This is a genomic window from Pseudomonas sp. P1_A1 (assembly GCF_056406935.1).
In genome coordinates this window covers 251,973-277,545 of sequence record NZ_JBFTZE010000002.1, presented here as the reverse complement: position 1 = coordinate 277,545, position 25,573 = coordinate 251,973, and the positions used below count along the sequence as shown (strand labels likewise).

The window sequence follows — 25,573 nt, the reverse complement described above, 5'->3', positions numbered from 1 at the left end:
CCGTGCATGTCGTTCAGTTTTCCAAGTGGGTTGCTTCGAGCCAAGCCTAAAACAACTCACTGAACACCCACTTATTAAAACTATAAAGAGCAACAACACCTACAGCGGCGGCGACCAAGGGATGAAATCCATCTTGTAAGCGTTGCCCTCTAAAAATAACTGCCACTGCCTTTGCAAAATAATAAAAAACAAATACCATCATCGGAATATAAAGCGCAGCACAAAAAACAAATAAACTGCTGTAAACATCAATACCACTCACTGACCATTTAGTCTTGGGGTCAGTGAGTGACATCAGCAGAAAAAACGCAGACATAGAAAAATAAAAACAACTCACCATTTTAGAAATTTTCGGACCCGCCCCACTTTTCGAACATAGCAGCCCAAACACAATTTTCGGAGCTGGCCTTACTTCACAACTAATCACGACATCGGCCCATTCGAAAAAAACTTTGGAAGTACAAATAGCACCAACAAGCTGATGACCCAAAGTACAATCAAATAGTAGTTACCCGGCATTCTGCAGGTTGCCCACCCTTTAACCACCCCATAACCAATAGCGAACTGCAACAGCAAGAACGAGATAATCCCCAACGGAACGGAAAGCAAATAGCTATAAGGCTCAGCAAATCCAAACCGGACAACCGCATAAATTTCGAACATTGCAAACGGTGCGACCAAAGCAATTGCGATGATGATCATTGCTCTGACTTTTTTTGCGCTACTCATCAACGCAAGCCCTCGGCATAAAGGAATTGGGCCAAGTCAAGCCGACGCTGTTCACCAGATGGTCCATCAATACCGTAGTAGAAATGTCCCACACCTTCCTTACGCTCACTGGACTCTGTCATCTGCGAACCGAGCAAGGGGGCGTGTTCAGCCAGGTCGAATAATGACATGCCCGCATGGATCGGGTCGCCATGCTCCTTCAGATCGAGAACAACAACATGCTTAATAAGCGATTGCTGTTTAACCTCTCTCAACATTTCTTCAGAAATGGGAGAACCAATCAAAACTAAATAATCAACTGCCTGCCCCTTATCAGCGTAGTAAAGAGCTGACTGTGCGGCCACCAGCGACCCGAAAGAATAACCAATAAGATTAAACTGCCCTCCGACTGAAACGGAACGACTCACTCCTAGCGCATTCAAACTCCAGTCTGCTTCAACACTGTATGGCCCGGTGTTAGACATACCATTAATTGTCTTAAGCCTATAACGGTGCTTGTTGACCCCAGCGACCGCATCGACGTATTGGCCTTCAGTATTTCGCCCTACTACTGCACCACTAATACCGACCATACGTAGAGACTTAACCTGATCATCAATATATCCACCGGTCATGCCAGCGCCGCCGAGATAAACAGTCAGACCTTCTTCCACCACGATATTTTTCGGTGCCCTGTCCGCAGTAGCAGTACTGCTGGTCGAGGCAATCTTTTTAAATATGCCTGTTGGTGTTTCCAATACGTCAGTCGTCATTGCATCAATCCTCTGATGCAACGTAGATATCGACTTTTTCCGCACTATTGTGCCGCGCCACTCGATGAGTCAGACCTGTATCACTGGTAACACCTTCTTCTTGTAGGCCATTTTCTCGGATCAACAGATATCGACGGTTTGCCATAGGAGTTCCGCTCTTATCAGTCAAGACAAACTGCTCATCAAACCCAGGAATAATCACAGGCAACGGCGCCACAAACGGCGCCGGCGAATGCGAGTTCCCGATAATCACCGTCGAAGACCCAGCCGTGACTTTGTTGCCATGAGTACCGACTGAGTCGACGGTGGCCGCCGGTTTACCGTTGATCAAAACGGTCGTTGCTAAATCGCCAACCATCGCACCACCACACGCCGAGGCATCGCCTTGGCGGGCGGCCGCGAGGCCGTCGAAGAACACGTCGCCCGAACCGGCGGCGATCGGGTTGGTGCCGTGGCCGGGGAGCGGGCAAGCGGTGGGGTCGGATACGCGTGCTGCGGGTTTGCCGGACATCGGAGTCTCCTTAGTTGACCTTTACTTGACCGCTGCCATCCAGGCGCGCGGCGAAACTGACCTGACGCTTGAAGCCATCAACTTCCAGCAAGCCTTCAATGCTGAAGGACAGGCGAAGCTGATCGTTGTCACGCGGCAGGGAAATGACACGCACATTGCTCAGGCGCGGTTCGTAGGCTTCGATGAAGCTTTCGATGGCCAGGCGGGCCTGACTCAGGGAGTCGTGCAGGCTCAGGCGCATGTCATTGAGATCGGGTAGTCCGTAATCGGACAGCGTTTGCACGCTGCCCGCACGGGTGCTGAGCATCTTGGCCAGATGGGCAGCCACCGACGCCATGGCGGAAACCTCGCGGCTCCAGCCAACGCGTTTGTCCGCGTCGCCATTCAGGCGTTCGAAAAGGCTGCCGTATCCAGTCATGGGTCGCTCCGTTTACTCTTTGTCCAGCTTGCCAACCAGCGACAGGGTGAAATCGGCACCCATGTACTTGAAGTGCGGGCGCACGTTCAGGCTGACGCGGTACCAGCCCGGCTCGCCTTCAACATCGCTGACGATGATCTGAGCAGCGCGCAGTGGACGACGGCCACGGACTTCGGCGCTCGGGTTTTCCTGGTCGGCCACGTACTGGCGGATCCACTTGTTGAGTTCCAGCTCGAGGTCGGTACGTTCTTTCCACGAACCGAGTTGCTCGCGCTGCAGCACTTTCAAGTAGTGAGCCAGGCGGTTGACGATCATCATGTACGGCAGTTGGGTGCCGAGCTTGTAGTTCAGCTCTGCAGCCTTGCCTTCAGCGCTGATGCCGAAGAACTTCGGCTTCTGCACCGAGCTTGCGGAGAAGAACGCCGCGTTGTCGGAGCCTTTGCGCATGGTCAGGGAGATGAAACCTTCCTCGGCCAGTTCGTATTCACGACGGTCGCTAACCAATACCTCGGTAGGAATCTTGGTTTCGATTTCGCCCATGCTTTCGAAGTGGTGCAACGGCAGGTCTTCAACCGCGCCACCGCTCTGTGGGCCGATGATGTTCGGGCACCAGCGGAATTTGGCGAAGCTGTCGGTCAGCTTGGTGCCGAACGCGTAGGCCGTGTTGCCCCACAGGTAGTGCTCGTGACTGTTGGCGACGGTTTCTTTGTACACGAACGATTTGACCGGGTTTTCTTCCGGGTCGTACGGGTTACGCAGCAGGAAACGCGGTACGGTCAGGCCAACGTAACGGGAGTCTTCCGACTGACGGAAGCTCTGCCACTTGGCGAATTGCGGGCCTTCGAAGTGATCTTTCAGATCTTTCAGGTCCGGCAGGCCGGTGAAGCTTTCCAGGCCAAAGAATTTCGGGCCGGCGGCAGCAATGAACGGCGCGTGGGACATGCAGGCTACGCTGGACACGTACTGCATCAGTTTCACGTCCGGCGAGCTTGGGGACATGTAGTAGTTGGCGATGATCGCGCCAACCGGCTGACCACCGAACTGACCGTATTCAGCGGTGTAGATGTGCTTGTACAGGCCCGACTGCATCACTTCCGGCGAATCTTCGAAGTCATCCAGCAGGTCGTCCTTGGAGACGTTGAGGATTTCGATCTTGATGTTTTCGCGGAAGTTGGTGCGGTCGACCAGCAACTGCAGGCCACGCCACGACGATTCCAGGGACTGGAAATCCGGGTGGTGCAGGATTTCGTCCATCTGACGGCTGAGCTTGGCATCGATCTCGGCGATCATGCGGTCGACCATGGCCTTCTTGACCGGCTCACCGTTGTTCTGCGGCTTGAGCAACTCTTCGATGAACGCCGACACACCGCGCTTGGCGATGTCGTAGGCTTCGTCGTCCGGGGTCAGGCGGGTTTCGGCGATGATGCTGTCGAGAATGCTGTATTCGCCGTTCTCGTTGCTCTTTTGCTGTGCTGCGCTAGTGCTCATTGTGTTGGCTTCCTTGGCTGATAGGGGCTCAGGCGTCCGGGGCTGTGGCGTTCAGGCCCAGCTCACCCAGTACGCGACCGCGGGATTCGTCGTCGGCGAGCACGCCTTCGATGGCTTTGCGGAACGCAGGCGCGTTACCCAGTGGGCCTTTGAGGGCTACCAGCGCGTCGCGCAGCTCCATCAGTTTTTTCAGCTCGGGCACTTGCTCGACCAGCGAGGCCGGGTTGAAGTCCTTCATCGAATTGACGCGCAGTTGCACGGCCAACTCGTCAGCTTCGCCATCTTCCTGCAGACGGTTCGGCACGCTCAGGGTCAGGCTCAGCTCTTGCTTGGCCAGCACTTCGTCGAAGGTCATCTTGTCGATGCTGATCGGCTTGCGATCTTCGACTTTGCGTTCGTCCTTGCGGTGGGTGTAGTCACCGATTGCCAGTAGTTTCAGCGGCAGTTCAATCTCTTCCTGAGCACCGCCGGTGGCGGGTTTGAAGGTGACGTTGATGCGTTCCTTGGGGGCTACCGAGCCTTCTTTGGCCATGGCTTTTCTCCTTGCGGTTGTGGCCCTGGGGCCTATTCGAGTACCACTTCGAGATCGAGGTGGCACAGCCTGCGATAAATCTCTTCCTTGCGTTCACGCACTGCATGGTTCTGCGGTAACAACTCGCAGCAGCTATGCAGCAAATGCAGCACTTCCAGCGCAAGATCGGGCTCCCAGGCGTGCAGGCCTGAGTCCTGTAATGTTTGGTCGAGGGTTTCGAGTTGGGTCTTGGCCAGTTCGTATTTCTTGGCCATGAAGCACAGTCGCGCGAGGGCGAACTGCCAGAAGAACCGAACCCGCCCGCCGTGGGCGCTTTGCAGGCCCTGCTTGAGGATCTGCACGGCGGCCTTTAGGCCGTCCTTGCGCAGAATCGGCATGACTTCTTCCAGCGCCACTTCCCAGGCCGGCTGGGTATCAGCGACCTCGACCTTGCGCGGCGCACTGGCGCTTTGCAGGTGCGGCATGACATGGGCGCTGATCCAGGCGCGGGTGGCCGGGTCGGCGAACGGCGCGCCGTCGTGGAAGCGCAACTCGATGATGCCGGGCAGGCGCTGAACCAAAAGCGCGAAGTGGATTTCCACTTCGCGCATAGCCATCTCGGCGTTCAGCCCCTGAAGGCATTCCCAGACCATTCGCTGGCCATCGAACCAGAACGGTGCCTTCGCCAGGCTCGCCTCCAGCTCTACCAGCAGATCGGCGTATTTCCCTTGGTCGAAGCGGTCCTGATAGGCCTTGAGTTTGTCTGCCGGCACGCCACGCAGGACGGTGATCTGCTCGGCATTGCGCTCGGGCACCGCGTCGATGGGCAGCCACAGCAGCGTACGATTGAGGCGCAGGGCGCGCAGGTCGGTGGCTTTCTGCTTGAGCCACCAGGCGCACAACGGACGGGCGCTTTCCTGCTGGGCGCGCAGGGCCTTATGGGCTTCTTTCTCGTTGTCGATCGGCGCGCCGGGGGTGAACAGCTGGGTCGCGGCCTGCTTGACCTGAGCCACCGCGGCGCCCACCACACCGGGCTCCGGCTGGTTGTCGGCGGCGCGCTGAACCATGTTTTTCAAGCGGCGGGAGATCGGCAGCAGCAACGGCGCGTCATCGCCCAAGTGCTCGGTGCACGCGGCGTCGAGGCCTTCCAGATGCTCGACCAGCCGGCGGAACAGCGGCAGCTGCTCTTTGATCGCAACGTTTTCGTTCAGCACCTGTTCAAGACGCGGCACCAACCAGCTGATGGCGGCGGAGCGGGTGCGGGCCTTGTTCGGGTGAACTTCAGCCCAGTGGTTTTCACAGAGATGGTGCAGCAAACCGAGGCCGGCCAGCAGCCCCTGGAAGGATTCACGTTGGTATAGCGCCCAGGTCAACCACGCGCCGACACGCAAATCCTTGGATTGAGTGCGCAGCAGGTTTTCGCTGTTTTCGCGGATTTTCAGCCAGTCGATCTGACCACTTTCGTGCATGGACTGGGCTTTGGCCAGCTCGCTTTCCAATGCCTCGTATTCGCTCGAAAAGCGAACATCCTCGCCCGCGAAATTCTCTTGGGAAACAGAGGCTTTTGCGAGTTCAAGGTAATGGGCAGAAAGTTTGCTTGAGTAGGACATCCATGGCCTTTAATTAGGATCACAGTCATACGGCCATTGGAGTTGCAATGGTGCCGGACAGTATCAAAGAGCTGCGATGAGTCTCATCCAATTGAGTTCGCGCTCTTTAAAGTGCGCGCATCCTAATCACAATGATGGCCATTAGCAAGCACCCGATTAAACAACAAGACAGTGCCGTCCCTGTTGCTTGTAGGAGATCTCCCTATATGTGACAGGGGATTCCCTGACGTCGGTTTTAACCCTCCTACCTCGATGCATCGCCCCCGTAACCATTGGGCCAGAGCGGTTTATCAAACCCGGCAGTAACCGCTGAATATTCACGTCTGAAGCGGAGGCCAGCATGACAAAAATAAAAAATGAAAAATGTAGGAGGTTTCCGAAAAGTTACAGTCATCTATGGACATAGCAGTGACAGACAATAAGCAATACAAGGTTCCGTCAAAATGATGGCGCCTTGTATTTGATCCATTTCTCTAAATACATATTCTGTTCGCCTCAAATTTCTTACAAAAGTATCGAAAGCCCTTCGCGCATTGCTGACGCAACATTCTGAAACGCGGAAAACTCTGACGTACTTTCCGGTGGCGTCCGACATCATTCTTTTGTTCGCGTGTAAGCGTGCCGGGTAGTTTGCGCTTGCTCGAACTCGGCATCCCCTATGGAAGCTGGCAGGGATGTAAATTGGTGTTGAGCAGAATGGCGGATAACTCGCAGTTGCTGGTGAAGCGAGCGCTGGATCATTTGCCAGCGCAGGAGATGGCGGCGCATAGCGCCCAAGCGTAGCCAGTACAGATCATTCCCACGCAGCGCGCGGGAATGATCAAAGCCCTACAGAAAACTCAATCAAACATTCGGGCAAGGTACCGGTGCCCAGTCGCCCAGGTCCGGGTTCTTGCACATGCTGTTGACCTGAGTGGTGCCTGCACTGGCGACTTGCTTGCTTTCCGCCTGTTTGGCTTGTGCGGTCTGCAGGGTTTTCTCGGTGGTGACCGCTTCTTTCGGCACGGTTGGCAGCACCGGTTTTTTCGCCGCTTTCACTGTTTTTTTGCCCTTGGTCGGGGTCACGACCGGTGTGGTATCGGCGGTCGCCACAGTGACCACGTCGGTGCGCTGCACGCCTACTTGCTGCAGGTCTTTTTCGTAGGCCTGGGTGTAGTTGTTCAGGTCTTCGCTGGCTTTGCCGTTCACCGCAACGATCAGGTCGTTGGACTCTTTGAGGCCGGCGACGATTTCTGCCAGGCGCTTGCGGCCCTCGGTGTCGTTGACCGTTTTGGCTTTGCGGTCGGCGACCAGTTTGGTGAACGCGCTCTGGTAGCACTGTTGCGAAGCCTTGGCGTACGCGGTGCTGCGGTCGATGTCGGCAGCACTTTTGTTGACGTCGGAGGCGTAGGACGCGATGCGCTGGTTGTCATCGGCGATCTGCTTCTGACGCTCGTTGTAGTAACCGACCGCGCCGCCCGCCAGGGCACCGCCCGCTGCACCGATGGCGGCATTGCGGCCACGGTTCTCGGAATCGGTCAAGGCGCCCAACAGTGCCCCGCCGACAGCGCCGACCGCCGCACCGGTAACCACCGACTTGGTCATGTTCGAATCGGTGGCGCGCAGGTGCTGCACCGGCTCGTAGCAGTTCGGGTAGTACTCGACCTTGGTGCTCGAGGCGACCTTGGACGTCGGCGACGTAGCGCAACCGGTCAGTACAGTGCTGAAGCCGACGGCAATCAGCAGCAGATGACGCTTGGAAACCGAAGCAAAAGCTTTACGGGAGGAAAGCATAGTTGTGTTCTCGTTTAAGTTTGACCAGCTCAGCACGGCCCATCGCCGCCTGAGTCCCTTCCAAGCTCGCTGTACAACGAACGATCAAGACCGCTGGGCGTTCGATGCGAGCAATTCCTTCAATATCGCCGCCGGGTCGGCTCGTCGTTGCTGACGATAATCACCGACATGGCGAACGAATAACGTCGCGCGCGTCACCAGGCTCTTGCCCAGTACCGGCTTGCGCTCCAACTCTTCCTTGATACGTTGAAACTGCGCCTGGATCACGGCATCGGTGTAGCGCGTGCCAGTCGCCAGGTTGTCGATGTAGATCGCCACCGCGCCGTCAAGCGCGCTGCGGCCGTTGTCGATGGCCATGGCGAACAGCTTGGCGCTGGCCTCGTCCTTGGCGTCCACGGCCTGCTGGCGACTCTTCTGCAAATTGGTCAGGCGAATGTTGTAGTTGTTGACGGTCTCGGCCACCAGGGCCGCCGACTGGATCAGGTTGCYGGCCGCTTCCTCGCGCTGTTGGGCGATGAGCGAGACGTTGCGCTTGAGCTCTTCGTTGACCAGCCCCAGCTCGGCTTGCAAACGCGGATCGACGCTGGCGGCAATGATGCTGTCCAGGCGTTTGGTCGGGTCCTGGGCGTCGTCGATGGCATCGGTCAGCGAAGCCAGCCGACCTTCTTTCTGCCATTGGGCAAACAGTTCCTTGTAGCGCGAACGGGGCGCCGACAACGCACCAATCGCGACCCGGAACCCGGTGGTTTCGTTGTTTTGCTCGGTGCCGTCGGCGGCGAACAGCGAGTACTCGCGGCGCATCCCGGTGAACAAGGTGCCCTCGCCTTCCAGGTAATTGCCGCCCTTGACCACGAAGCCGCCGTAGGTGCCCTGGCGGCGTCCGGCGTGCACCAGCTGGAAGGATTCCTGGACCATTTCGGCGGCGTTGCCGATCACGTCGAACAAGCCAATGGGGTTTGGCAGTTTGGTGCCGATCGGCATCAACCGCGCGGCCTGACCGGTGCCGCCGGCGACCTGATTGAAGACCGCCCAATCGGCCAGCGGTCCGTCGCTTTCGCTGCCGTCCAGGCGCCGGGGAAACAGGCGCCCTTCCAGGTCCTGACGGCTGACGGCTTGCCCGCCACGGGCAGCAAATTCCCATTCGACTTCGGTCGGCAAGCGCACAAAACCCAGCCCGCCCTCCTCTGCCGAGGTGCCGCGACCGCTCACCGGCAGCAGGTCCTTGTGGTATTTCATCAGCCAGGCGCTGTACACCGCCGAGAAGCGCTCAGCGTCGAATCGCGACAGCTTCACCTTGGGCAAACGCCCGGCCATGCCTTGCGGAATTTCAGCCTGCAACGCCTCGCAAGCCGGCGCCGGCTCGCCGCTGGCCAACGATTGCGCCTGGACCATGACTTGAGCGTATTGGCGGGCGGTGACTTCGTATTTGCCGATGAAATAGAGCATCGGTTTGAGCGGGGTGTTGGCGTCGGTCTTGGGCATCAACGGGGTGATGCTTTTGCTCCAGTCCTTGGGCAGATCCTTGAGGGTGAACTGGCCATTGATGAAGTCCCGGCGATAACCGGAAATGAACGACTGCTGATAACCGGCCTCGCCTTCGCTGAACGGGTAACCGAGGCTGATCTCGCGGTCGTCCAGACTGCCCTGGGCCAGGATGTAGACGTAACGGAACACCATCTGCCCTTCGCACGGCAGCGGCAGGCTGACGTCATCGGGCAACGGCTTGGGGTTGTCCAGCTTGTCGGTGCCTTCATCAGCCCAGACCATACCGGCCAGGCTCAGCGCCACGGCGGCGCCCAATAACTTATACATCTCGGATTCCTTCACACGCCTGGATACGCGCCACTCGCCAGCCACCACAGAGCGCCGCCACGGCACTGACGCCGAGCACTGCCGCCAGGGCCAACGCGTAGTGATGCGCCAGCAGATGGCTGGCGTATTCGCCCGGCATCTGCGCAAATAAATGGTTCAGGCCCGATTGCGCCAGGCCATACAGCCCGGCACTCAACAGGGCGGCAAGGCCGGCGCTGTACAGCGCCTGCACCACCACAAACAACAGCAACGCCGCCGTGGAAAACCCCAGCAAGCGCAGCACCGATAACGCTCGACGCTTGCGCTCGACCGCCGCCAGCGCCCCGGCAAAAATCGCCGCGAACGCTCCCGCCACGGCCAATCCGGCGATGATCCAGAACACGATCGACAGGTTGCGGCTCAGCGATTGCACTTGGGCGATGGCCTGGGCCTGGGTCGAGACCAGCAGGTTCTGCGCAGCGAAGTACTGACGCAGCGGTTCGACATCCTTGAGGCTGCGGGCGTACAGGCGAAACGCCGGATACACCCGCTGCTCCATCGCGCCCACCGCATCACCTGGCCAACCGAACGCAGGCACGGCGCGGCCATCCCGGTAATCTTCAGCCGCCTCCAGTAACGTCAACGGCGCAAATAATCCGTCCCGGGCGAAGGCTTCCAGCGGCAGAACCTGCAGAACTTGAACGCGAGTGCGCTGCGCCTCGCCACGACCGGCCACCTGCCGGCCAAAACTGGCCTGCAACCAATCACCGGCCTTGGCCCCGAGCTTTTCGGCGGCGGTCTGGCTGAGCAGCACCTGATCCAGCCCTTGGGGCATCGGCAGACTGCCGAGCAACGGATCGTTGGCGGCGGTGGGGATCATTTCCACAGTCACCGTCGAAGCGCCAGCGGTCAGATCCGCTGTCGCGGCAATCTGCCGGGTGCGCGGCAAGGCGAACGACACGTCGCTGCGCTGGCTCAACTGTTCGATAAACGCGGCACTGAACCGGCCGCCACCCAAGGGGATGATCTCCCGGGTGGCCGGGTCGTTTTCCAGGCGCTCGGTCAAACTGCTGACCAGGCCGAATTTCAAACCGAACAGCACCAGCAGCGGCGCGATCACCGCCACCAGCGCCAATACCGAGCAGGCCGACAGCCAGGCATCGTTGCGGTAATCCTGCCAGGCCAGGGAAGCCACCAGCGCGCCGCGCATCAGCAGGCCTCCCCAAGGATGGCGGTGACACCGCCATCGACGTCGCGATGACAACTGATGCGTCGCACCTGCAAACCGCTGGCGCGGGCCAGTGACTCGTCGTGGGTGGCAACGACGCAGCACACGCTGTGTTCACGAGCCTGGGTCACCAGTAACTGCATCACGCGTTCCGCGTTCAGCGGATCGAGGGCAGCGGTCGGTTCATCGGCCAACAGCAGTCGCGGCCCATGGGCCAGGGCGCGGGCACAACTCACCCGTTGCCGTTGGCCGACGGACAAGTCGCACGGTCTTTTGCCCAGTTGATCGGTGATATCCAACGCCCCGGCCAGGCGATCCACGCTGCCGTCGTCTTTCAAGCCGAGCAGTTGGCGCGACAGGTCGATGTTGCCGCGCACGTCCAGAAAATCCAGCAGGCCACCGGTTTGCAGCACGTAACCCAAGTGCCGGCTGCGCAGGTTCGCCAGGGCACTTTGCGCATCTGCGCGCCACAGCCCGGCAATGTCCGTCGTGGTTTGGCCGGACGCAAAATCAAACTGCCCGGCCTGATCCGGCGCCAGCACCAGCGCCAGCAAATCGAGCAACGTGCTTTTGCCACAACCACTGGGACCGACCACCGCCAGTTGCTCACCGGCACGCAGTTGCAGCCGTGGAATCACCAGGCTGTAGCGCTGGCTACCGGCGCCCCGGCTTTTGTGTACTGCGTTCATGTTCAGCATCACGGCAGCGTCGACAATGGAACGCGATACAAGGCATCACCCGGTTCGGCATCGCCGAAACGCACCCAGTTGGCCAGGTCGTTGTGGAAGGTTTCGTAGAGGCGGATTTTCGAGTCCAGTTCGTCGATAAAGTCCTCCTGCTCGGCCACGCTCAGGGAAAGCCACAAATCCTGGGTCATGTTCAGCGACTTGCTGCGGTAGGGCAGCCCTTCCAGGTACTCACCCAGAACCCCGCCATCGGCCAGATTGCCGCCCTTGCGCAAGGCCGAGGGATCGCGGCTCATGTAGGCACTGGCGCTGGCTATTTCCTGGAAGAAATTCTTCGGTGAGGTCTGGGTCTTGCGGGCAGCGTCGACGATCAGTTTCAACGATTGCTGCAAGTCGTTGAGCTGCAGCTTGGTCAGCATCACGCACACCTGGAACGCCGGCAGGGCCGGGTTGGTCAGGTCGCGGTCGGCGGTCCAGGCGCTGACCAGTTGCGGCGCCTGGCTGGCGGCTTTTCGCCCCAGGAAGTCCATGTGCATCGCGTAGCCGACGGCCGCCGATTTGTCGGCCAGGCTCGGCGCAGCGCTCAGCAGCGGCACGGTTTGCGACTTGTTGCTGCGCACCTGATGCACCAGGTCGGCAAACACCGAACCGATCTCGTCCACCCGCTCACCGAACTTGCGCACATCGGCGCCCGGCACCGGGATGTACAGATCGCCGATCTGCGGGTTGGCGTCGGCGGTCAGGGTGCGATACTGACTTTGCGCACCGCCATGGGTTTTCTTGCCGGCATCGCTGAGCAGGTGCAAGGCGTAGATTTTGATCTGTTTGCCCAATGCGGCCTGACGCACTTCGGCCTCGTTCATTTGCGTGGTGGCATACGGGTCATTCTTGCGCAATGCACCGGCGTCGGTGACCAACAGAATCAAGCGTCCGCCATAACCGGACCAGTCCATGCCCTCGACCGCTTCCATCACGCCGGCGAACGCATCTTCATTGAACGAATGGCTCGAGACCGTGGACGCCTTGACCTGCCGCGCCAGGTCCATGAAGCGCTGTGGGTCGCGGCCCTGGTCCAGGGTGATCAAGGTTTTGGCGACGTACTCCAGGCCCGGGGTTTTCTGGATGCTGTTGCGAAACCCCACCAGGCCAAAGCTGACACTGTCCAGCTCGCCCCGCTCGGCGATGCGGGTTTGCAGTTGGTGCACCACGTCACGGACCTGATCGATGTAGGGCTGCATGGACACCGTGGTGTCGACGACCAACACCACAGCGGTGCGGAATGCGTCAGCATTGGCGGCGCTGATCGGAGTGTTGCCGGCAGTGGCCTGCGGTGCATTACCGGGATCGATGGACGCCACGTTCAGCAACTGCACCGGCTGGCCGTTTTCATCGAAGCTCTCACGCGAATCAAAGATCGGTAACAGGTAAAACTGGTTCTGCGGCACCGCGCTGGCGGCCGGTTCCAGGGCCAGCACCTGCTGATTGTCTTCACGGTTCTGCTGGGCCTTGAGCAACAGGTTTTTTGCAGCCGACGGATCGGCCAACAGCCGCTCCACTTCGCCGGGCTGACGCAGGAACATCACCGGCGCACGGCCGGAGCGTTCGGTGAACTTGAGCACCAGGCTTTGCTTCCAGTCGCTGACTTGTTCGGCTGGCAACCAGCCGTCACTGCGCCCGTCGGTGGCGACGCCGACGCGTAGCCACGGGCTGCCGGCCACCTCTTGGCGCTGATAGACGTACAGCACGGAAAATGCCGGCAAGGCCTTGTCAGGTGTGGCCCCCGGTTCACTGGCGAGTTTCGCTCCCGGCTTGCTGAGCACCCGCTGGAACAAGGTTTTCTTGCCGGCCATCAGCAATGGACGCTGACCATTATCGACTTCTGTCGCCACAGGGGGGGTCACCGGTGGCGCCACGGCTGGCGGCGGTGTTTTGACCGGAGGCACTGAAGCCACTGGCGCCTTGGCGTCCGTTTCGACGTCACCGGACAGCCACCAATAACCCGCGCCGCCCAAAGCCAGCACCACGGCTACCGCAACAGCGGCAAGCGCGAACACCGGTCCCTTGCGCTGCTCCGAGGCCTGGGATTGCGGCGTCGACTTCGCCGTCGGCGCAACAGGCTTGGCTTGAGGTTGTGGCTGTGCGGGGCTCGTCGGGATGTCGATAGACACCGGCGTCAGTCCCGCCAGGTCATTGCCCACCGGAAGGGGCAACGGCCGGATCGTGGTCGCTTCAACCGATTCCCCGGGCAGATTATCCAGCGCCTGCAACAACGCCTTTGCATCCGGGAAACGCTCGGCCGGATCCTTGGCCAACAGCTTGCGCAGCACCTCTTGATAACGACCGTGGTGCACCGGCAGCTCCGGCAGCGGTTCGGTCAAATGCGCCAGGGCCGTAGAGAGCGCGTCGTTGCCGGTGTAAGGCAGTTTGCCGACGAGGATTTCATAGAGCACCACGCCCAGGGCATAAAGATCGGCCCGGCCGTCAATGTCCTGGCCGCGCGCCTGTTCCGGGCTCATGTAGCTGGGCGTGCCGACGGCGAAACCCGCTTGGGTGAACTGGGTGCGGTCGTCCAGCGACTTGGCGATGCCGAAGTCCGAGAGCACCGCTGTGCCATCGGCGCGGAACAGAATGTTCGCCGGCTTGACGTCGCGATGAACCAGCCCCAGCCCATGGGCATAGCCCAGGGCCGAGGCGATCTGGCGGATGTAGATCAGGCCCTGTTCCGGCGTCAGGCCGGCGGCAATGCGCTCCTTGAGCGTGCCGTTGGGCAGGTATTCCATGGCCATGTAATACAGCTCACCGACATTGCCGATGTCATGGATGGTGACCGTATGCGGGTGAGACAGGCGCGCCAGAGTCTTGCCTTCGCGCAGGAAACGCTCGCAGAAACTCGGGTCGGCCGCCAGCGCGGCGGCCATGACCTTCAACGCCACCTTGCGCTCCAGCGAGCGTTGGGTCGCCAGGTAAACGCTGGCCATGGCGCCCTCACCGATCTCACCGTCGATGTCGTAGCCCGGGATCAGAATGTTCGCGGTGAGGTTCATGAAGGCACCTTCACGACGATGACGGTGATGTTGTCCGGAGCGCCGCGCATCAGGCCCAGGGATACCAGGCTGCTGGCGATTTCTCCTGGCTCGTCGTGGCCCAGCACCTCGCGGATCTCATGATCTTCAACGGTCTTGTTCAGCCCGTCGCTGCACAACAGGTAACTGTCGCCGGGCTTCAACAGCAACTCGACCATCGCCAGCTCCAGCTGTGCCTGGACCCCGATGGCGCGGGTGACAATATTGGACCGCGGGTGCACCCGGGCTTCGGCTTCGCTGAGCAGGCCGCTGTCCTGCAGATCCTGGACGTAACTGTGGTCCCGCGAGATGCGTTTGAGTCGGCCGTCACGCAGGCGATACAAGCGGCTGTCACCCGCCCACAGACACACCCCGCGCAAGTCACGCGCCGCCATCACCACCACCGTGCTGCCCATCATGGTCACGCCGCGGTTGGCGGTTTCTTCACGCACGGCGGCGTTGACCCGCAGCAGGTCGGTTTTCAACGCCGCGACGTATTCATCCAGCGAACGGCCCACAGCAATGCTACGCAGACTGTCGACAATCAGACTGCTGACGTAGTCGCCCGCCGCGTGCCCGCCCATGCCATCGGCGACCACCCACAGGCCTTTTTGCGGCAGGTCCAGGCAAGCGTCTTCGTTAACCTGGCGGACCATGCCGACATGGCTTTTGCTTGCAGACTTGAGGGTCCTTCCCACGTTTGAACACATCTACACAACACCTTCTTGGCCGAGCAAAAATTGCGCAAAGTCAGCGGCGGCCGGCAGGCCCTGGCACCGCAATAAACCGGGGGCGATGCGCTCCGAACCCTGGCCCCACCACACACTGGCCCCTTCGCAGGCCTGTTCGGCGAGGGCGATCATTCGCGCCTGCGGATCGGTGACATCAAAGCGGTGCAGACCGGCAAAACGACCGCTCGGGGTGCGTCGCAGATAAGCCGGACTGCCCAGCGCCTCCAGTCCTGCACCGAAGGCCTCGAAGCTTGCCTCCACGTTCAAGGTGCTCAACAGCAATTGCTCGACCTGTTCAAACCAGATATCCGAACCGCCTATCACCGACGCAGGATCAGCGTCGTGATCCAGCAGCACCGCAACGGTCAGCGGAAAATACCGGCCAACCCGATCAATGCTCGGCATCACCACCCCCACGGCGGCCTGCGGCCCACACACACCGGGCGCGACCATAAAGCGCCACAGCGGACTGACCAGATAGGCATTCAGCCAACGGTCGCCAAGGCTCTGGCTGGCGAGCAACCCCGCCGCCAGCCACGAATCCCAGGGGCCGATAAAACTCTGCGGCAAGCCACGGCTGACGAAGTCCCCACGACTGGCCAACTTTCCATAGAAGCCCGGCGTGCTCATAAACGCTCCGGCAGGCTGAAACCGCTGAGCACACGGCTCTTGAACGGATTGAAGGCGCTGTTGGCCCGCAGCTCATAAGAGGCGCTGGCGCCGTCGACCCGCAGCCGCAGGTTGAAGCGGTCCGGCGAGTTGCCGGCGGTCAGGTCCGATTGTTCGAGCAGGCGGAACCAGGCCCAGGGCCCGTCCAGGGTGATGCCGGACCGACCGCTGGCCGTGGGCGGCATGATCGAGATCCGCACCACGCCGATGCTGCCGGGGTTGGGCCATTGCATGGCGGTCGGACGGCTAGGTCCGTGGTCGTAGCTCAATTGCTGGCCGTCGAGGTCGAGCAAAAACTGAGTGATGGTGGAATCCATGGCCACGGGCTTGAGTTCGAAGCGCACCATCGGCTGGGTACCGCCGGAACGGAAAAACGCATCCCGGATGGTCGCTGCCCGCTGGAAGGTTTGCAGCACGCCCGGGGCGATGCCGAGCTTCTGCGCGGCGCCCGGTTGCCAGCGCCAGGCCTGGGTCGAGGTATCCACGTAGGGCTGCAGGTATTTGCGGAAGTAGTTGTCCATCACCCCGCCCACACCGAAGAACTGACCGAAGTCGTCGAGGGTCGCGTCCCGTGCACTGCCTGGCGACATCGGATAACGCCCGGCCAGGGACTGGCGATAGATGTTCACCACTTCGCTGGTCCAGGCAGCGTTCAGTTGATTGCGTACTCCACCCATCATGCTGTTGGTGGTGGAGTTGACCACCGACTTGACCAGGCCCTGCACCAACGCCGGTTGACGCTCGGCGTTGAGGCTGACCCGCGTCGCCGCCGCTGCGGCCTGGTTCTTGGCTTCGCCAAGCAAGGCGTCGCCGCTGGCACCGACCATGGCGCTGACCTGCACATACAGGGCGTTCATGTCGGCCAGCAGGCCGTCGATGGCTGCCGGCTCGCCTTCGTTCTTGCTGACGATGCGGTTGAGTTCGGCAAAATGCGTGGTGACTGGATCGTCACTGGCCTCAGGTGTGTTTTGCATCGCCTGCTCCTGGCCGAGCAAGGTGCCCAGGCGCTCTTTGAGCTTGTCGACCCCGCCCTCCACCGGTGCGCCCTTGGCGGCCAGCAGGCGTTCTTCCTGTTGCAGGTCGGTTTCCTTCGCCACCGCCACCAGCAGTTTTTTCAACGGCGAGGTCGGCCCGGAAATCACCCGCAGCACATCGGCGGCCTGGGCCACGCTGGTGATCGGCACGAAGTCGATATCAGCCAACAAGGCGTCCCACTGGCGCTGGTAATCCTGGAAATACAGGCGACGCACATCGGCAGCCAGGCTGGCGACGTTTTGTTGTTCTGCCTGATCGCGACCGAGCACCCACTGCTCCTCGGCCAGGGTGCCGGTCTGGTTCAGGCTGGTGAGCAAAAACCCTTGGCGGTAACCCTTGGCCGTGAAGAAGCCACTCAAGGGATCTCCCAACGGCTTGCCGCTCTTGCGGCTGAACACCAGCGCAGCATCGCGCCCGGCCGCTTCGTTGAGACGAAAGTCCGCAATGCCGTCCGGCAGTTTCTGCCGTTTGATCCGGTCGTAGACACGTTGAGCCACCGGCAGCTGTTGCAACTGCCGGCGCAAATCGTCGATCAGGCGTGGGTCGAGACGTGCGGTGGGCGGATGGCGTTCGAACAGCGCCTGCAAGTGCTCACCGAGGGCAACGCGCTGCTCGGCCGGCAAGTCGCGCGGCAGGCTGCGGTCCCAGTCCAGGGCGATCCATGCCTTGATGAAATCAGCATCGTAATGCTCACTGTCGGCGAGCATCAGGTAGGCCTTCAAGCCTTCGTAAAGGAAGTCCGAATTGCCGCCGCCGTGCAGTTGCTCCTCGATACGCGTGAGCAAGCGCGGCGCGAAGACCGCGATCAACAGCTTGCGATAGACGCTGCCGGACTCGGCTTCAAGCATGTCGCCCTGATACAGACCCAGGCCTTCGGCCCAGTTCGGCGCATCATCGGCCAAGTGCTTCACTGCGTTGAGCAAGGGCAACACGGCGAGCACGTCCCGCTGCGCCGGGCTGAGGTTCTGCACGGCCTGGCCGAGGGGCACGACTTTCTGATCGACTTGCGCGATATACGCCTGATTGGCGCGGTAGCTGACCCACCACAAGGTCCCGACCACCAGCACCAAGGCTACGGTCGAGGCCAGCACGCCCTGGGCGATCCACTTGCGTCGACGTTCGACTTTCGGGTTGACCCCCACCAGCCCACGCTCGGCAAAGGCCACGGCGCTGAAGAGCTTTTCGATGAAGTAACTGCGCCCGGTGCCGTTCTGGCGCACCAGGTGCTGGCGGTCCAGGTTCATGCTCTGGGCCATGGAGCCGATCAGCCGGTCAATCGGGCTGCCTTCCTGGGTGCCGCTGGTGAAATACACCCCGCGCAACAGCGCCCGCTCTTCAAAGGCGTTGGGTTTGAACACGCCCTCAAGGAAGCTTTGCAGACAATCCTTCAACGCGCCGAACTGCTGTGGAAAACCGTAGATCAGATCGCGTCGCGCCGGGTCGCGTTCCTGCTGCAAGCGCTCCACCAGCCGATCGTTCAGGCGTTGCTCCAGACCGGCGAATTCGCTTTGCAGATGGGCCAGCGGGCTGTCATTGCTTTTGCCGTCATCCAGAGCGAAGGTCATGCCCCAGACCTGGGCTCGCTCTTCCTTGCTCAGGGTGTCGAAATACTCCATGAACCCGGGCACCAGATCGAGCTTGGTCAGCATCAGGTAGATCGGGAAACGCACGCCCAGTTGGGTGTACAGCTCCTGAATGCGCAGGCGTATTGCGGCGGCATGGGCGGCGCGTTCGGCATCGCTGCCCAGCAACAGGTCGGAGAGGCTGATGGCGATAAATGCACCGTCGATCGGGCGACGGGCCCGCTGTTTTTTCAACAGCCCCAGAAAGCCCAGCCATGCGGCCTTGTCGACCGTCGCGTCGCTGTCCTGAGTGGTGTAGCGGCCTGCGGTGTCGAGCAGCACAGCCTGGTCGGTGAACCACCAATCACAATTGCGCGTACCGCCGACGCCGCGCACCGCACCGGCGCCCAACTGCGCGGCCAACGGAAAATGCAGACCGGAGTTGACCAGCGCCGTGGTCTTGCCCGAACCCGGCGGGCCGATGATCACGTACCACGGCAATTCGTAGAGATTGCGTCGTTCGTCACCGCCCAGCTTGGCTTTCTTCAACAGCGTCAGGGCTTCGTCCATACGTTGACGCAGGGTTTCGAGCTCTTCGGCCGTAGCGATGCTGGTCGGGTCCGGCGGGGTTTGCGCCGCCAGGCTGCGCATGACTTCGGCGGCCTGACGGCGGGCCTGGATGATGCGAAACACCCGATAGGCGATCCACACCGCGAACAGCAGAATGATCAGCGCCCAGCGCCGGCCTTCGGGCACCAGGAGTTCAAGCAGCGGCCCGACAAACCAGATGATCAGGCTCAGGGCGATCAGCCCCAGCAACGGAATGACCCATCGGGTCATAAAACTGAGAAACGCCTTCACTCGACCCCCTCCGCCAACACTGTGATTTCGACCCGACGATTGCGTGCGCGGCCCTCGGTCGTAGCGTTCGAGGCCAACGGCTCGGTGTCGCTGCGGCCTTCGGCGCTGAAGCGCTCGGGCTGGCCGGTCTTGGCCGAAAGGATTTGCAGCACCGAAGTGGCCCGCGCCTCGGACAACGCCCAGTTCGATGGAAACCTCAAGGTGGCAATCGGGCGATTGTCACTGTGGCCGGTCACCCGGACCTGGCCCTTGACCTTGCGAATGGCATCGGCGATGCGCAGCATCAGCGGCTGGAAATTGTCGACGATACTGGCGCTGCCCGAGGCGAACAGCTCATCGCCACGGATGGTCACCACTGAACGGTCAACGGCATCTTCCACGGCCACCCGGCCGGCCTTGATTTCATCAGCGAGAAAACCGGCCAGGCGTGGCCGCTCGACCAGTTTCGGCTGCACCACCGGACGGTCGATGGCCTGCACCGGGATCTCGCCCAGCGCATGAATGTTTTTAAACACCGGCTCGGCATCGGCGGCCAGTTTCAAGCGCAGGCCGAACACCAGAGCCAGCAGCAACGCCCCACCGATGGCCACCGCGATCCATGGCGGCATGAATTGCGCCAGCCGGTCGCGCGCCACGCTAACGCCGCGCCAATGGGGCGACAGTTCACGCTCATATTCGCCACGGGCGCTGCGGATAACCGCACTGGTGCGCTCACGCAAGGCCTCCAGTTGGCTGCGACCGTCATTCATGACCCGATAGCGCCCTTCGAAACCCAGGCACATGCACAGGTACAACAGCTCCAACAGATACAAACGTTCGCGGGGGCTTTGCAGGCAATGTTCCAGCAGCTGGAACACTTTTTCGCCACCCCAGGCTTCGTTGTGCACAGTGATCAGCAGGCTCTGCTTGCCCCAGTCGCCGGTGCCACCCCACGGCGTACTCAACACCGCTTCATCCAGGGCGGTGCACAAGGCGTAGCGGGCCAGCAACACATCGTTGCGCACCACGCCGGCGGCCTCGGCGCGCTCCTCGAACTGGCGCAAGTAGGCCAGTAGTTGCGCCCGCAGACTCGCTGGTGCCGGGTGGGCAATGGTGTTGCGCAAGCGGGTCAGCAAAGCCAGCAGCGGACCCGCGGCGCTCTCCAGGGGGTTGAGGCCTTCAGCTTTGCCGGTCAACAGCGGCGCGGCCGGCATCGACAGTGGCGCGGGCTGGGCGCGGCCAGGGTCCGGGCGGGCCGGCTCGGCGCCACGGCCACCGGGTGTCGGCATGAACTGGGTACGATCGTCGTTATTCATCGCGGTTTATCCTCGGATCGCCCAGAAAGCCAGGTTCAACCCCGGGAACTGACCCGCGATGTGGAACGCAAAACCGCCGGAGTTGGCCAGTTGTTGCCAATGCTCGCTGCCCCGGTCGAGTTCGTAATAGGTGGAGCCGGCGTGATATGGAATCTGTCGTGGCGCCACCGGCAGCGGCAGCAGACCGATGCCCGGCAATTGCAGGTTGACCATGTCGCGAATGTGTTCCACCGAGCCGATTTTGCTCTGCAGGCCGAAGCGGCTGCGCAGGGTCTCGGCAGGTACATCGGCGCGCACCACCAGAATAAAACTGGCGTTGTCGAGCAGGGTCTTGTCAGCCAGCATGGCCACATGAATGCCATAGGCTTTTTCGACGATCGGAATCGGCGTGGCCTTGCTGTCGATCAGCATCGACAGCGCTTCACGCAGGGCTTGCATCACCGGCGCAAAACTCAGCGCGAGGTCATCATGCTGGTACTGCGGGAATTCCTGCGGTCGCCGCCCGGAAGCGGTAAAAGTCGAGAATTCCCCGGCCAGGCTCACCAACTCGCTGTAGAACCGCTCGGGATGCAACGGGCTCAAGTGGCTCAAGTGCTGGATCAACGGCTGGGCACGGTTAACCAGTTGCAGCAGCATGAAGTCGGCAATCTCCGAGGCACCGCCGGCACCGGACGCCACCACCCGCCCAGCGAGCGCTTCGCCACGCTGATGAAGCAGGCCCAGTAGCTCGTTGCGAAACGCAGCCAAGGGCGTGGAGGCGACCACATCCAGCAGCGGCGGGATGTAAGTGTCATCGAGCACCAAGGCGCGGTCGGCGCGTTTCTCCTTGATTCGCACCAGGCCGATGGCCGCGTAGTCGCTGATGCCATCCTGGGCGACCAATAATCGCAGTGCCCTCGAACCCACGGCCACCGGCGCCTGGTTTTCGAACGGCGCGTTGTCGTCCCGTACTTCGCGCACCTGACTCACATAGCGCGCAGCGCCCAGGGCCTCGCCTTCGTCAACGGTGTCACGCGCGCCGGCGCGCTTGAGCGGCAAGGCCAGGTACACCAAACCATCGCGCAGGTTGTCATCGATATTCAGCGGGCTCGGCGCCAGGTCATCCTGGGGAATGTTGAATGGCGTGCCATCCGGCAAAAGGCCCCGCGCCGAGATGATCGCCAGTTTGCCCTGGGCCAGCAGGCCCTGGTCGATCAGCAACTCTGAAAACCCCCAGGCCCCGGCCGACAATGGTCGACTCCGGGCGTCGATGAGGTTCTCCAGGTAACGGTCATGCTGCTGGAAGTGCTGCGTTCCAATGAACATGCCTTCCGACCAGACCACGCGATTGTTCCAGGACATGAGGGCTCCGATTACTTATTGGGCAGGGCTGGATGGGGGAACCGCGACGGCGCTGCGCACGGCTCGCACGTCGAGGCTGATCTGGTATTCGGTGTATTGGCGCGGCGGGACGTTCATCACCGTGCGCCACAGCGACTGATCCAGCTCGCGATACCCCACCAGCACGCCGATATGGCGGGTGGCCGGATCGAGGTCACGCTGCAGACTCAACTGCTGGCCAGGCTGGATCAGCACTTCGTCCTGGTCGATCAGATCCGCACCGAGCGTCGCCTGGGCTCGTTCGACCAGTGCGAAATAATCGGAACGACCGAAGGTGGCGGCATTTTTCAATTCGAAAATGCGCACCCGGACCGGGGCCGGCTGGCCAGTGGCTCCGGGGTTGAGCCCGGCGATGGCGTGAAAGTGCAACTCGACGGCGGCCGTGTCGGCCTCAGCCTCTTCGGGCTGGGGTTTGGTGGCCTCCTTGGCACACCCGGTCAGCAGAAGCGCGGTGGCGACTGCGAGTAAAAACCTGTGAATCATCCTGCGTCCTCAATGACGTTTCAGCTATCCGTTGTTCCGTTCTTTGCTCTGAATGCCGTTATGCAACGGCCACGCTCAGCGGCGGCGTTGCCTGGTACTGTGTTCTTCGTAGGCGCGGCTGAATTCCCGACCGAACAGGTCCTGGAAATCCTCTTGGGCCTCACGGGAAATATTGCTGTAGAGCTCGGTGAACTGCTGCCAGTACTGGGCCTGTCGCGAGCCATTGAAAAGGCTCGACAGGCCACCGGGCTTGCCCATCCGCTCTTCCAGTTGCGAGGGCTCGAAGCGCGTCAACAGATGTTTGATCGCCGCCTCTACACCGGCCATCACCGCCAACTGGTGGGCGCGCAAGTCATCAAAGCTGTCGCGCACCGCCAGGTCCGGCGCCATGAACGCCTGATTGCTGTGACGCAACAGCAACAGCAAGGCTTCATCGACGTTGGGAGCGAATTTCAGCGGGTTGTTTTCCACCGGTTGAATCATCGTCTGCTGAATGCGGAACTCACCCTTGAGGCTGCTGCGGGCGCGCAAGACATCGATCAGGCCCTCGACCATCAGCCGATAACTGCGGCCGATGCTTTCCATCTGCGCTTCAGCCTGGGCCTTGTCCAGGCGCAGCTGATCCAGCCCGGCACCGCGCAGAAAGGCTTGCAACAGGTCGGGTTGAGCATGGTCGGCCGGGCCGGGCGGATTGACCGGATGCTCGACGATGGCCACGGGCGGTTCGTGCCGTGGTGGCGGCTCGACCGGTGCCTCGACCGGTACGCTGACTTGAGGCACCGGCGGCGCAACCTCTGCAATAGGCAAGGGGGCGACAGGCAGGGGCGCAACCGCCACTGGCGCGGGCTTGTCGCTGAACAGGTCCCAATCTTCCGGAATCACCGGGGCTGGGGCCGACGCCAGCGGCACAGGCTCGGCCATGGGCGTCGGGTGGGGGATCGGGGTCGGTGGGCGGAAGTCGTGCTGCTCAGCCGGGACATGGTCGGACTGGGTGGCCGGCGGGACGGTGGTCGGTGCCAGAAAGTCGAACAAGTCCGGCAGCGTGTCCATGGCCGACACACCCTGGAAATGTGCAGGTGGTGTCATGGGCGACGATGTCGGCGTAGCCACGACGGCGCCCTGACGCCCCATCAGAGCCTCGAAGCTGTTGGACGAATCGGCAAAAGGGTTGCTGTCAGTCACCGGCAGATTGAAATCGATGCGCGCCTGGATTTCATAATCACCTATGCGGATAACTTCCCCATCTTGCAATGGCTCGCTGTTTCCTTTGCGCAGACGAATGCCGGCCTTAACCAATTCCACACCATTAGTGCTGTTATCGGTTAAATAATACCGGCCATCTTTATATTGAATAACGCAATGCTTTCCGGAAACCAAGCGCTCTGGATCGGGCAATACCCAGTCATTATCAGAATTACGGCCAATTGCCAACGCTCCCCGATCCATGGATTTTTCAGAGCATTGACCAGGGGTAATCTTGTGATAACTAGTGATAGTCAAACACAGCGGCATCTTGCCTCCTTGCTGCACACCTTGCGCGCCGGCGAATGAGGGGGTCAATCCCTGCGAAACTCGCCGACAAACCTTGCAAACAACCTCAAAAACGACTTTTTACCAGCATGTTTGCTGATCTTAACCGGTTTACGTGACAAAAAACCTGCGTCAGTGCCTTCCTGGACCTACCGGTCGCGAGGGTTGTTAAGCACCTCACATCTGTCACACAGGAGAAATAGCTTACCTTGACAAGCCATAAGTACTACACCAAAAATGAACAACTTTCTTGAATAACAATGATGGCACTTTAAGATCATAGAGGATCCAAAGGGCCATTACACGCAAGGAAACATGCGAAGTTCCACTTGGAACTAACGTGTGAACTGCCCGACTCTGTCGCGGGCGATAGGGAGATCAAATTCAGTGGAAGTGCCTTTGCTGCTCGCCGCCGTTTCCGCGACTTCGCCTTGTGGCGAAGATCTGGAATACGACGCGGATTTTTTGCGCCTGGAACGCGATTCCCAAGGCCAGCCCGAGCGCAGCATGGGCGATTCGATATTGCCTGCCGAACCGCCTGAATGGCGCAGCATCCAGCAGCAAAGCCTGGATTTGTTGCAACGCAGCAAAGACCTGCGTATCACCCATTTCCTTTTGCAAAGCTCCCTTGCCCTGGAAGGTGTCACCGGCCTGGCCCGCGTCCTGACGCTGATCAGCGAATTGCTCAAGCAATACTGGGCCGACCTGCATCCACGCCTGGATGCCGAAGACGACAACGATCCCACCGTGCGTATCAACGCCCTTGCCGGCCTGGCGTCCGATGCCACCATTCGCCTGCTGCGCGAAAGTATCCTGGCCCGTTCGCGAACCTTTGGCGCTGTCAGCCTGCGCGCCGCCGCCAACGCCAGCGGCCTGCAAAGCTTCCCTGACGAAAACCTCGGCGCCGAACAACTCGCCGGAGCGTTCCTCGACAGCGATCCCGAACAGTTGGAGATCATCCGCAAAGCCTTGCACGAGGCCCGTAGCGCCGCCGAGGCCATCGAGCTACACGTCAGCGAACAAGTCGGCTCCGCCCAGGGCGTTGACCTTGGCCCGTTGAAGCAACCGCTCAAAATGGCCTTGCAGATTCTCGGCCAGTTCGCCCCACAGAGCGGCGACAGCCCCCTGCCCGATGCCATCAGCGACGACAGTGCCGCGCCGGTTGAATACCCCACCGCGCCAAGCGCGTCGCGCAACGCCAACGCCAACGCCAGCAGCGGCGAAATCAATAACCGCGATGACGTGCTGCGCAGCCTGGACCGGATTCTTGCGTATTACACCCGTCATGAGCCCTCCAGCCCGCTGCCGGTGCTGTTGAACCGGGCGAAGAATCTGGTGCACGCCGACTTCGCGGCGATCGTGCGCAACCTGATTCCCGACGGCATGAGCCAATTTGAAAACCTGCGCGGACCAGACAGCGAATAAAAGCGTACGGATCACGCAGTCACGTCACCGGCACCACCGATGA

21 protein-coding genes are annotated in these 25,573 nt (G+C 60.8%); 1 reads left to right on the top strand and 20 read right to left on the bottom strand.

What is annotated here, in order from left to right; genetic code table 11:
- Window positions 1–46: 46 nt before the first annotated feature.
- From AC1D2Q_RS04140 to tagH, 20 genes are all read right to left on the bottom strand, one after another.
- Window positions 47–262 (bottom strand): hypothetical protein, encoded by a 216-nt coding sequence (locus tag AC1D2Q_RS04140; protein WP_310661117.1) that lies wholly within the window; start codon window positions 260–262, stop codon window positions 47–49.
- Between the two features lie 161 nt (window positions 263–423).
- Window positions 424–729, bottom strand: a complete 306-nt coding sequence (locus AC1D2Q_RS04135) for a hypothetical protein (protein WP_477812343.1) — start codon at window positions 727–729, stop codon at window positions 424–426.
- Window positions 729–1,481: a hypothetical protein gene (locus AC1D2Q_RS04130; RefSeq protein WP_477812342.1), complete on the bottom strand. Its 753-nt coding sequence runs from the start codon at window positions 1,479–1,481 to the stop codon at window positions 729–731. The genes AC1D2Q_RS04135 and AC1D2Q_RS04130 overlap by 1 nt, the downstream gene beginning before the upstream one ends.
- Before the next feature lie 4 nt (window positions 1,482–1,485).
- On the bottom strand, window positions 1,486–1,992 hold the full coding sequence (locus AC1D2Q_RS04125; RefSeq protein ID WP_310661120.1) for a PAAR domain-containing protein: 507 nt from the start codon (window positions 1,990–1,992) through the stop codon (window positions 1,486–1,488).
- 10 nt (window positions 1,993–2,002) lie between these two features.
- On the bottom strand, window positions 2,003–2,410 hold the full coding sequence (gene tssE / locus AC1D2Q_RS04120) for a type VI secretion system baseplate subunit TssE (protein WP_477812341.1): 408 nt from the start codon (window positions 2,408–2,410) through the stop codon (window positions 2,003–2,005).
- 12 nt (window positions 2,411–2,422) lie between these two features.
- Entirely contained in the window at window positions 2,423–3,898 is a 1,476-nt protein-coding gene (gene tssC / locus AC1D2Q_RS04115) for a type VI secretion system contractile sheath large subunit (protein WP_019580436.1), read from the bottom strand.
- A gap of 28 nt (window positions 3,899–3,926) precedes the next feature.
- Window positions 3,927–4,430 (bottom strand): type VI secretion system contractile sheath small subunit, encoded by a 504-nt coding sequence (gene tssB, locus AC1D2Q_RS04110; RefSeq protein WP_305410538.1) that lies wholly within the window; start codon window positions 4,428–4,430, stop codon window positions 3,927–3,929.
- A 32-nt stretch (window positions 4,431–4,462) separates the two neighbouring features.
- The gene (gene tssA / locus AC1D2Q_RS04105; RefSeq protein ID WP_477812340.1) at window positions 4,463–6,019 is read right to left on the bottom strand and encodes a type VI secretion system protein TssA; all 1,557 of its coding nucleotides are present in this window, start codon (window positions 6,017–6,019) and stop codon (window positions 4,463–4,465) included.
- Window positions 6,020–6,862: 843 nt separating this feature from the next.
- Complete coding sequence (gene tagQ, locus AC1D2Q_RS04100) at window positions 6,863–7,792, bottom strand: type VI secretion system-associated lipoprotein TagQ (protein WP_477812339.1); 930 nt, start codon at window positions 7,790–7,792, stop codon at window positions 6,863–6,865.
- Between the two features lie 84 nt (window positions 7,793–7,876).
- The gene (locus AC1D2Q_RS04095; RefSeq protein WP_477812338.1) at window positions 7,877–9,604 is read right to left on the bottom strand and encodes a formylglycine-generating enzyme family protein; all 1,728 of its coding nucleotides are present in this window, start codon (window positions 9,602–9,604) and stop codon (window positions 7,877–7,879) included.
- Entirely contained in the window at window positions 9,597–10,793 is a 1,197-nt protein-coding gene (locus AC1D2Q_RS04090) for an ABC transporter permease family protein (protein ID WP_305410542.1), read from the bottom strand. The genes AC1D2Q_RS04095 and AC1D2Q_RS04090 overlap by 8 nt, the downstream gene beginning before the upstream one ends.
- Window positions 10,793–11,509, bottom strand: a complete 717-nt coding sequence (locus tag AC1D2Q_RS04085; protein WP_477812337.1) for an ABC transporter ATP-binding protein — start codon at window positions 11,507–11,509, stop codon at window positions 10,793–10,795. The genes AC1D2Q_RS04090 and AC1D2Q_RS04085 overlap by 1 nt, the downstream gene beginning before the upstream one ends.
- Window positions 11,509–14,541 (bottom strand): serine/threonine-protein kinase, encoded by a 3,033-nt coding sequence (locus tag AC1D2Q_RS04080; RefSeq protein ID WP_477812336.1) that lies wholly within the window; start codon window positions 14,539–14,541, stop codon window positions 11,509–11,511. Before AC1D2Q_RS04080 ends, AC1D2Q_RS04085 begins: the two co-directional genes overlap by 1 nt.
- Entirely contained in the window at window positions 14,538–15,257 is a 720-nt protein-coding gene (locus AC1D2Q_RS04075; RefSeq protein ID WP_026345928.1) for a PP2C family protein-serine/threonine phosphatase, read from the bottom strand. Before AC1D2Q_RS04075 ends, AC1D2Q_RS04080 begins: the two co-directional genes overlap by 4 nt.
- 12 nt (window positions 15,258–15,269) lie before the next feature.
- On the bottom strand, window positions 15,270–15,920 hold the full coding sequence (gene tagF / locus AC1D2Q_RS04070) for a type VI secretion system-associated protein TagF (protein WP_064621130.1): 651 nt from the start codon (window positions 15,918–15,920) through the stop codon (window positions 15,270–15,272).
- Window positions 15,917–19,417, bottom strand: a complete 3,501-nt coding sequence (gene tssM, locus AC1D2Q_RS04065; protein WP_477812335.1) for a type VI secretion system membrane subunit TssM — start codon at window positions 19,415–19,417, stop codon at window positions 15,917–15,919. The genes tagF and tssM overlap by 4 nt, the downstream gene beginning before the upstream one ends.
- A complete protein-coding gene (locus AC1D2Q_RS04060) occupies window positions 19,414–20,712 on the bottom strand; it encodes a DotU family type VI secretion system protein (RefSeq protein ID WP_477812334.1) in 1,299 nt (432 codons plus the stop codon). Before AC1D2Q_RS04060 ends, tssM begins: the two co-directional genes overlap by 4 nt.
- A 6-nt stretch (window positions 20,713–20,718) precedes the next feature.
- Entirely contained in the window at window positions 20,719–22,053 is a 1,335-nt protein-coding gene (gene tssK / locus AC1D2Q_RS04055; protein ID WP_305410547.1) for a type VI secretion system baseplate subunit TssK, read from the bottom strand.
- Between the two features lie 15 nt (window positions 22,054–22,068).
- Window positions 22,069–22,575, bottom strand: coding sequence for a type VI secretion system lipoprotein TssJ (tssJ, locus tag AC1D2Q_RS04050; RefSeq protein ID WP_477812333.1), 507 nt, complete (start codon window positions 22,573–22,575; stop codon window positions 22,069–22,071).
- 75 nt (window positions 22,576–22,650) lie between these two features.
- Complete coding sequence (gene tagH, locus AC1D2Q_RS04045) at window positions 22,651–24,087, bottom strand: type VI secretion system-associated FHA domain protein TagH (RefSeq protein ID WP_477812332.1); 1,437 nt, start codon at window positions 24,085–24,087, stop codon at window positions 22,651–22,653.
- Window positions 24,088–24,492: 405 nt separating this feature from the next.
- Here tagH and tssA (AC1D2Q_RS04040) point away from each other — a divergent pair, with 405 nt between their 5' ends.
- Entirely contained in the window at window positions 24,493–25,530 is a 1,038-nt protein-coding gene (gene tssA, locus AC1D2Q_RS04040) for a type VI secretion system protein TssA (protein ID WP_477812331.1), read from the top strand.
- Window positions 25,531–25,573 lie beyond the last annotated feature (43 nt).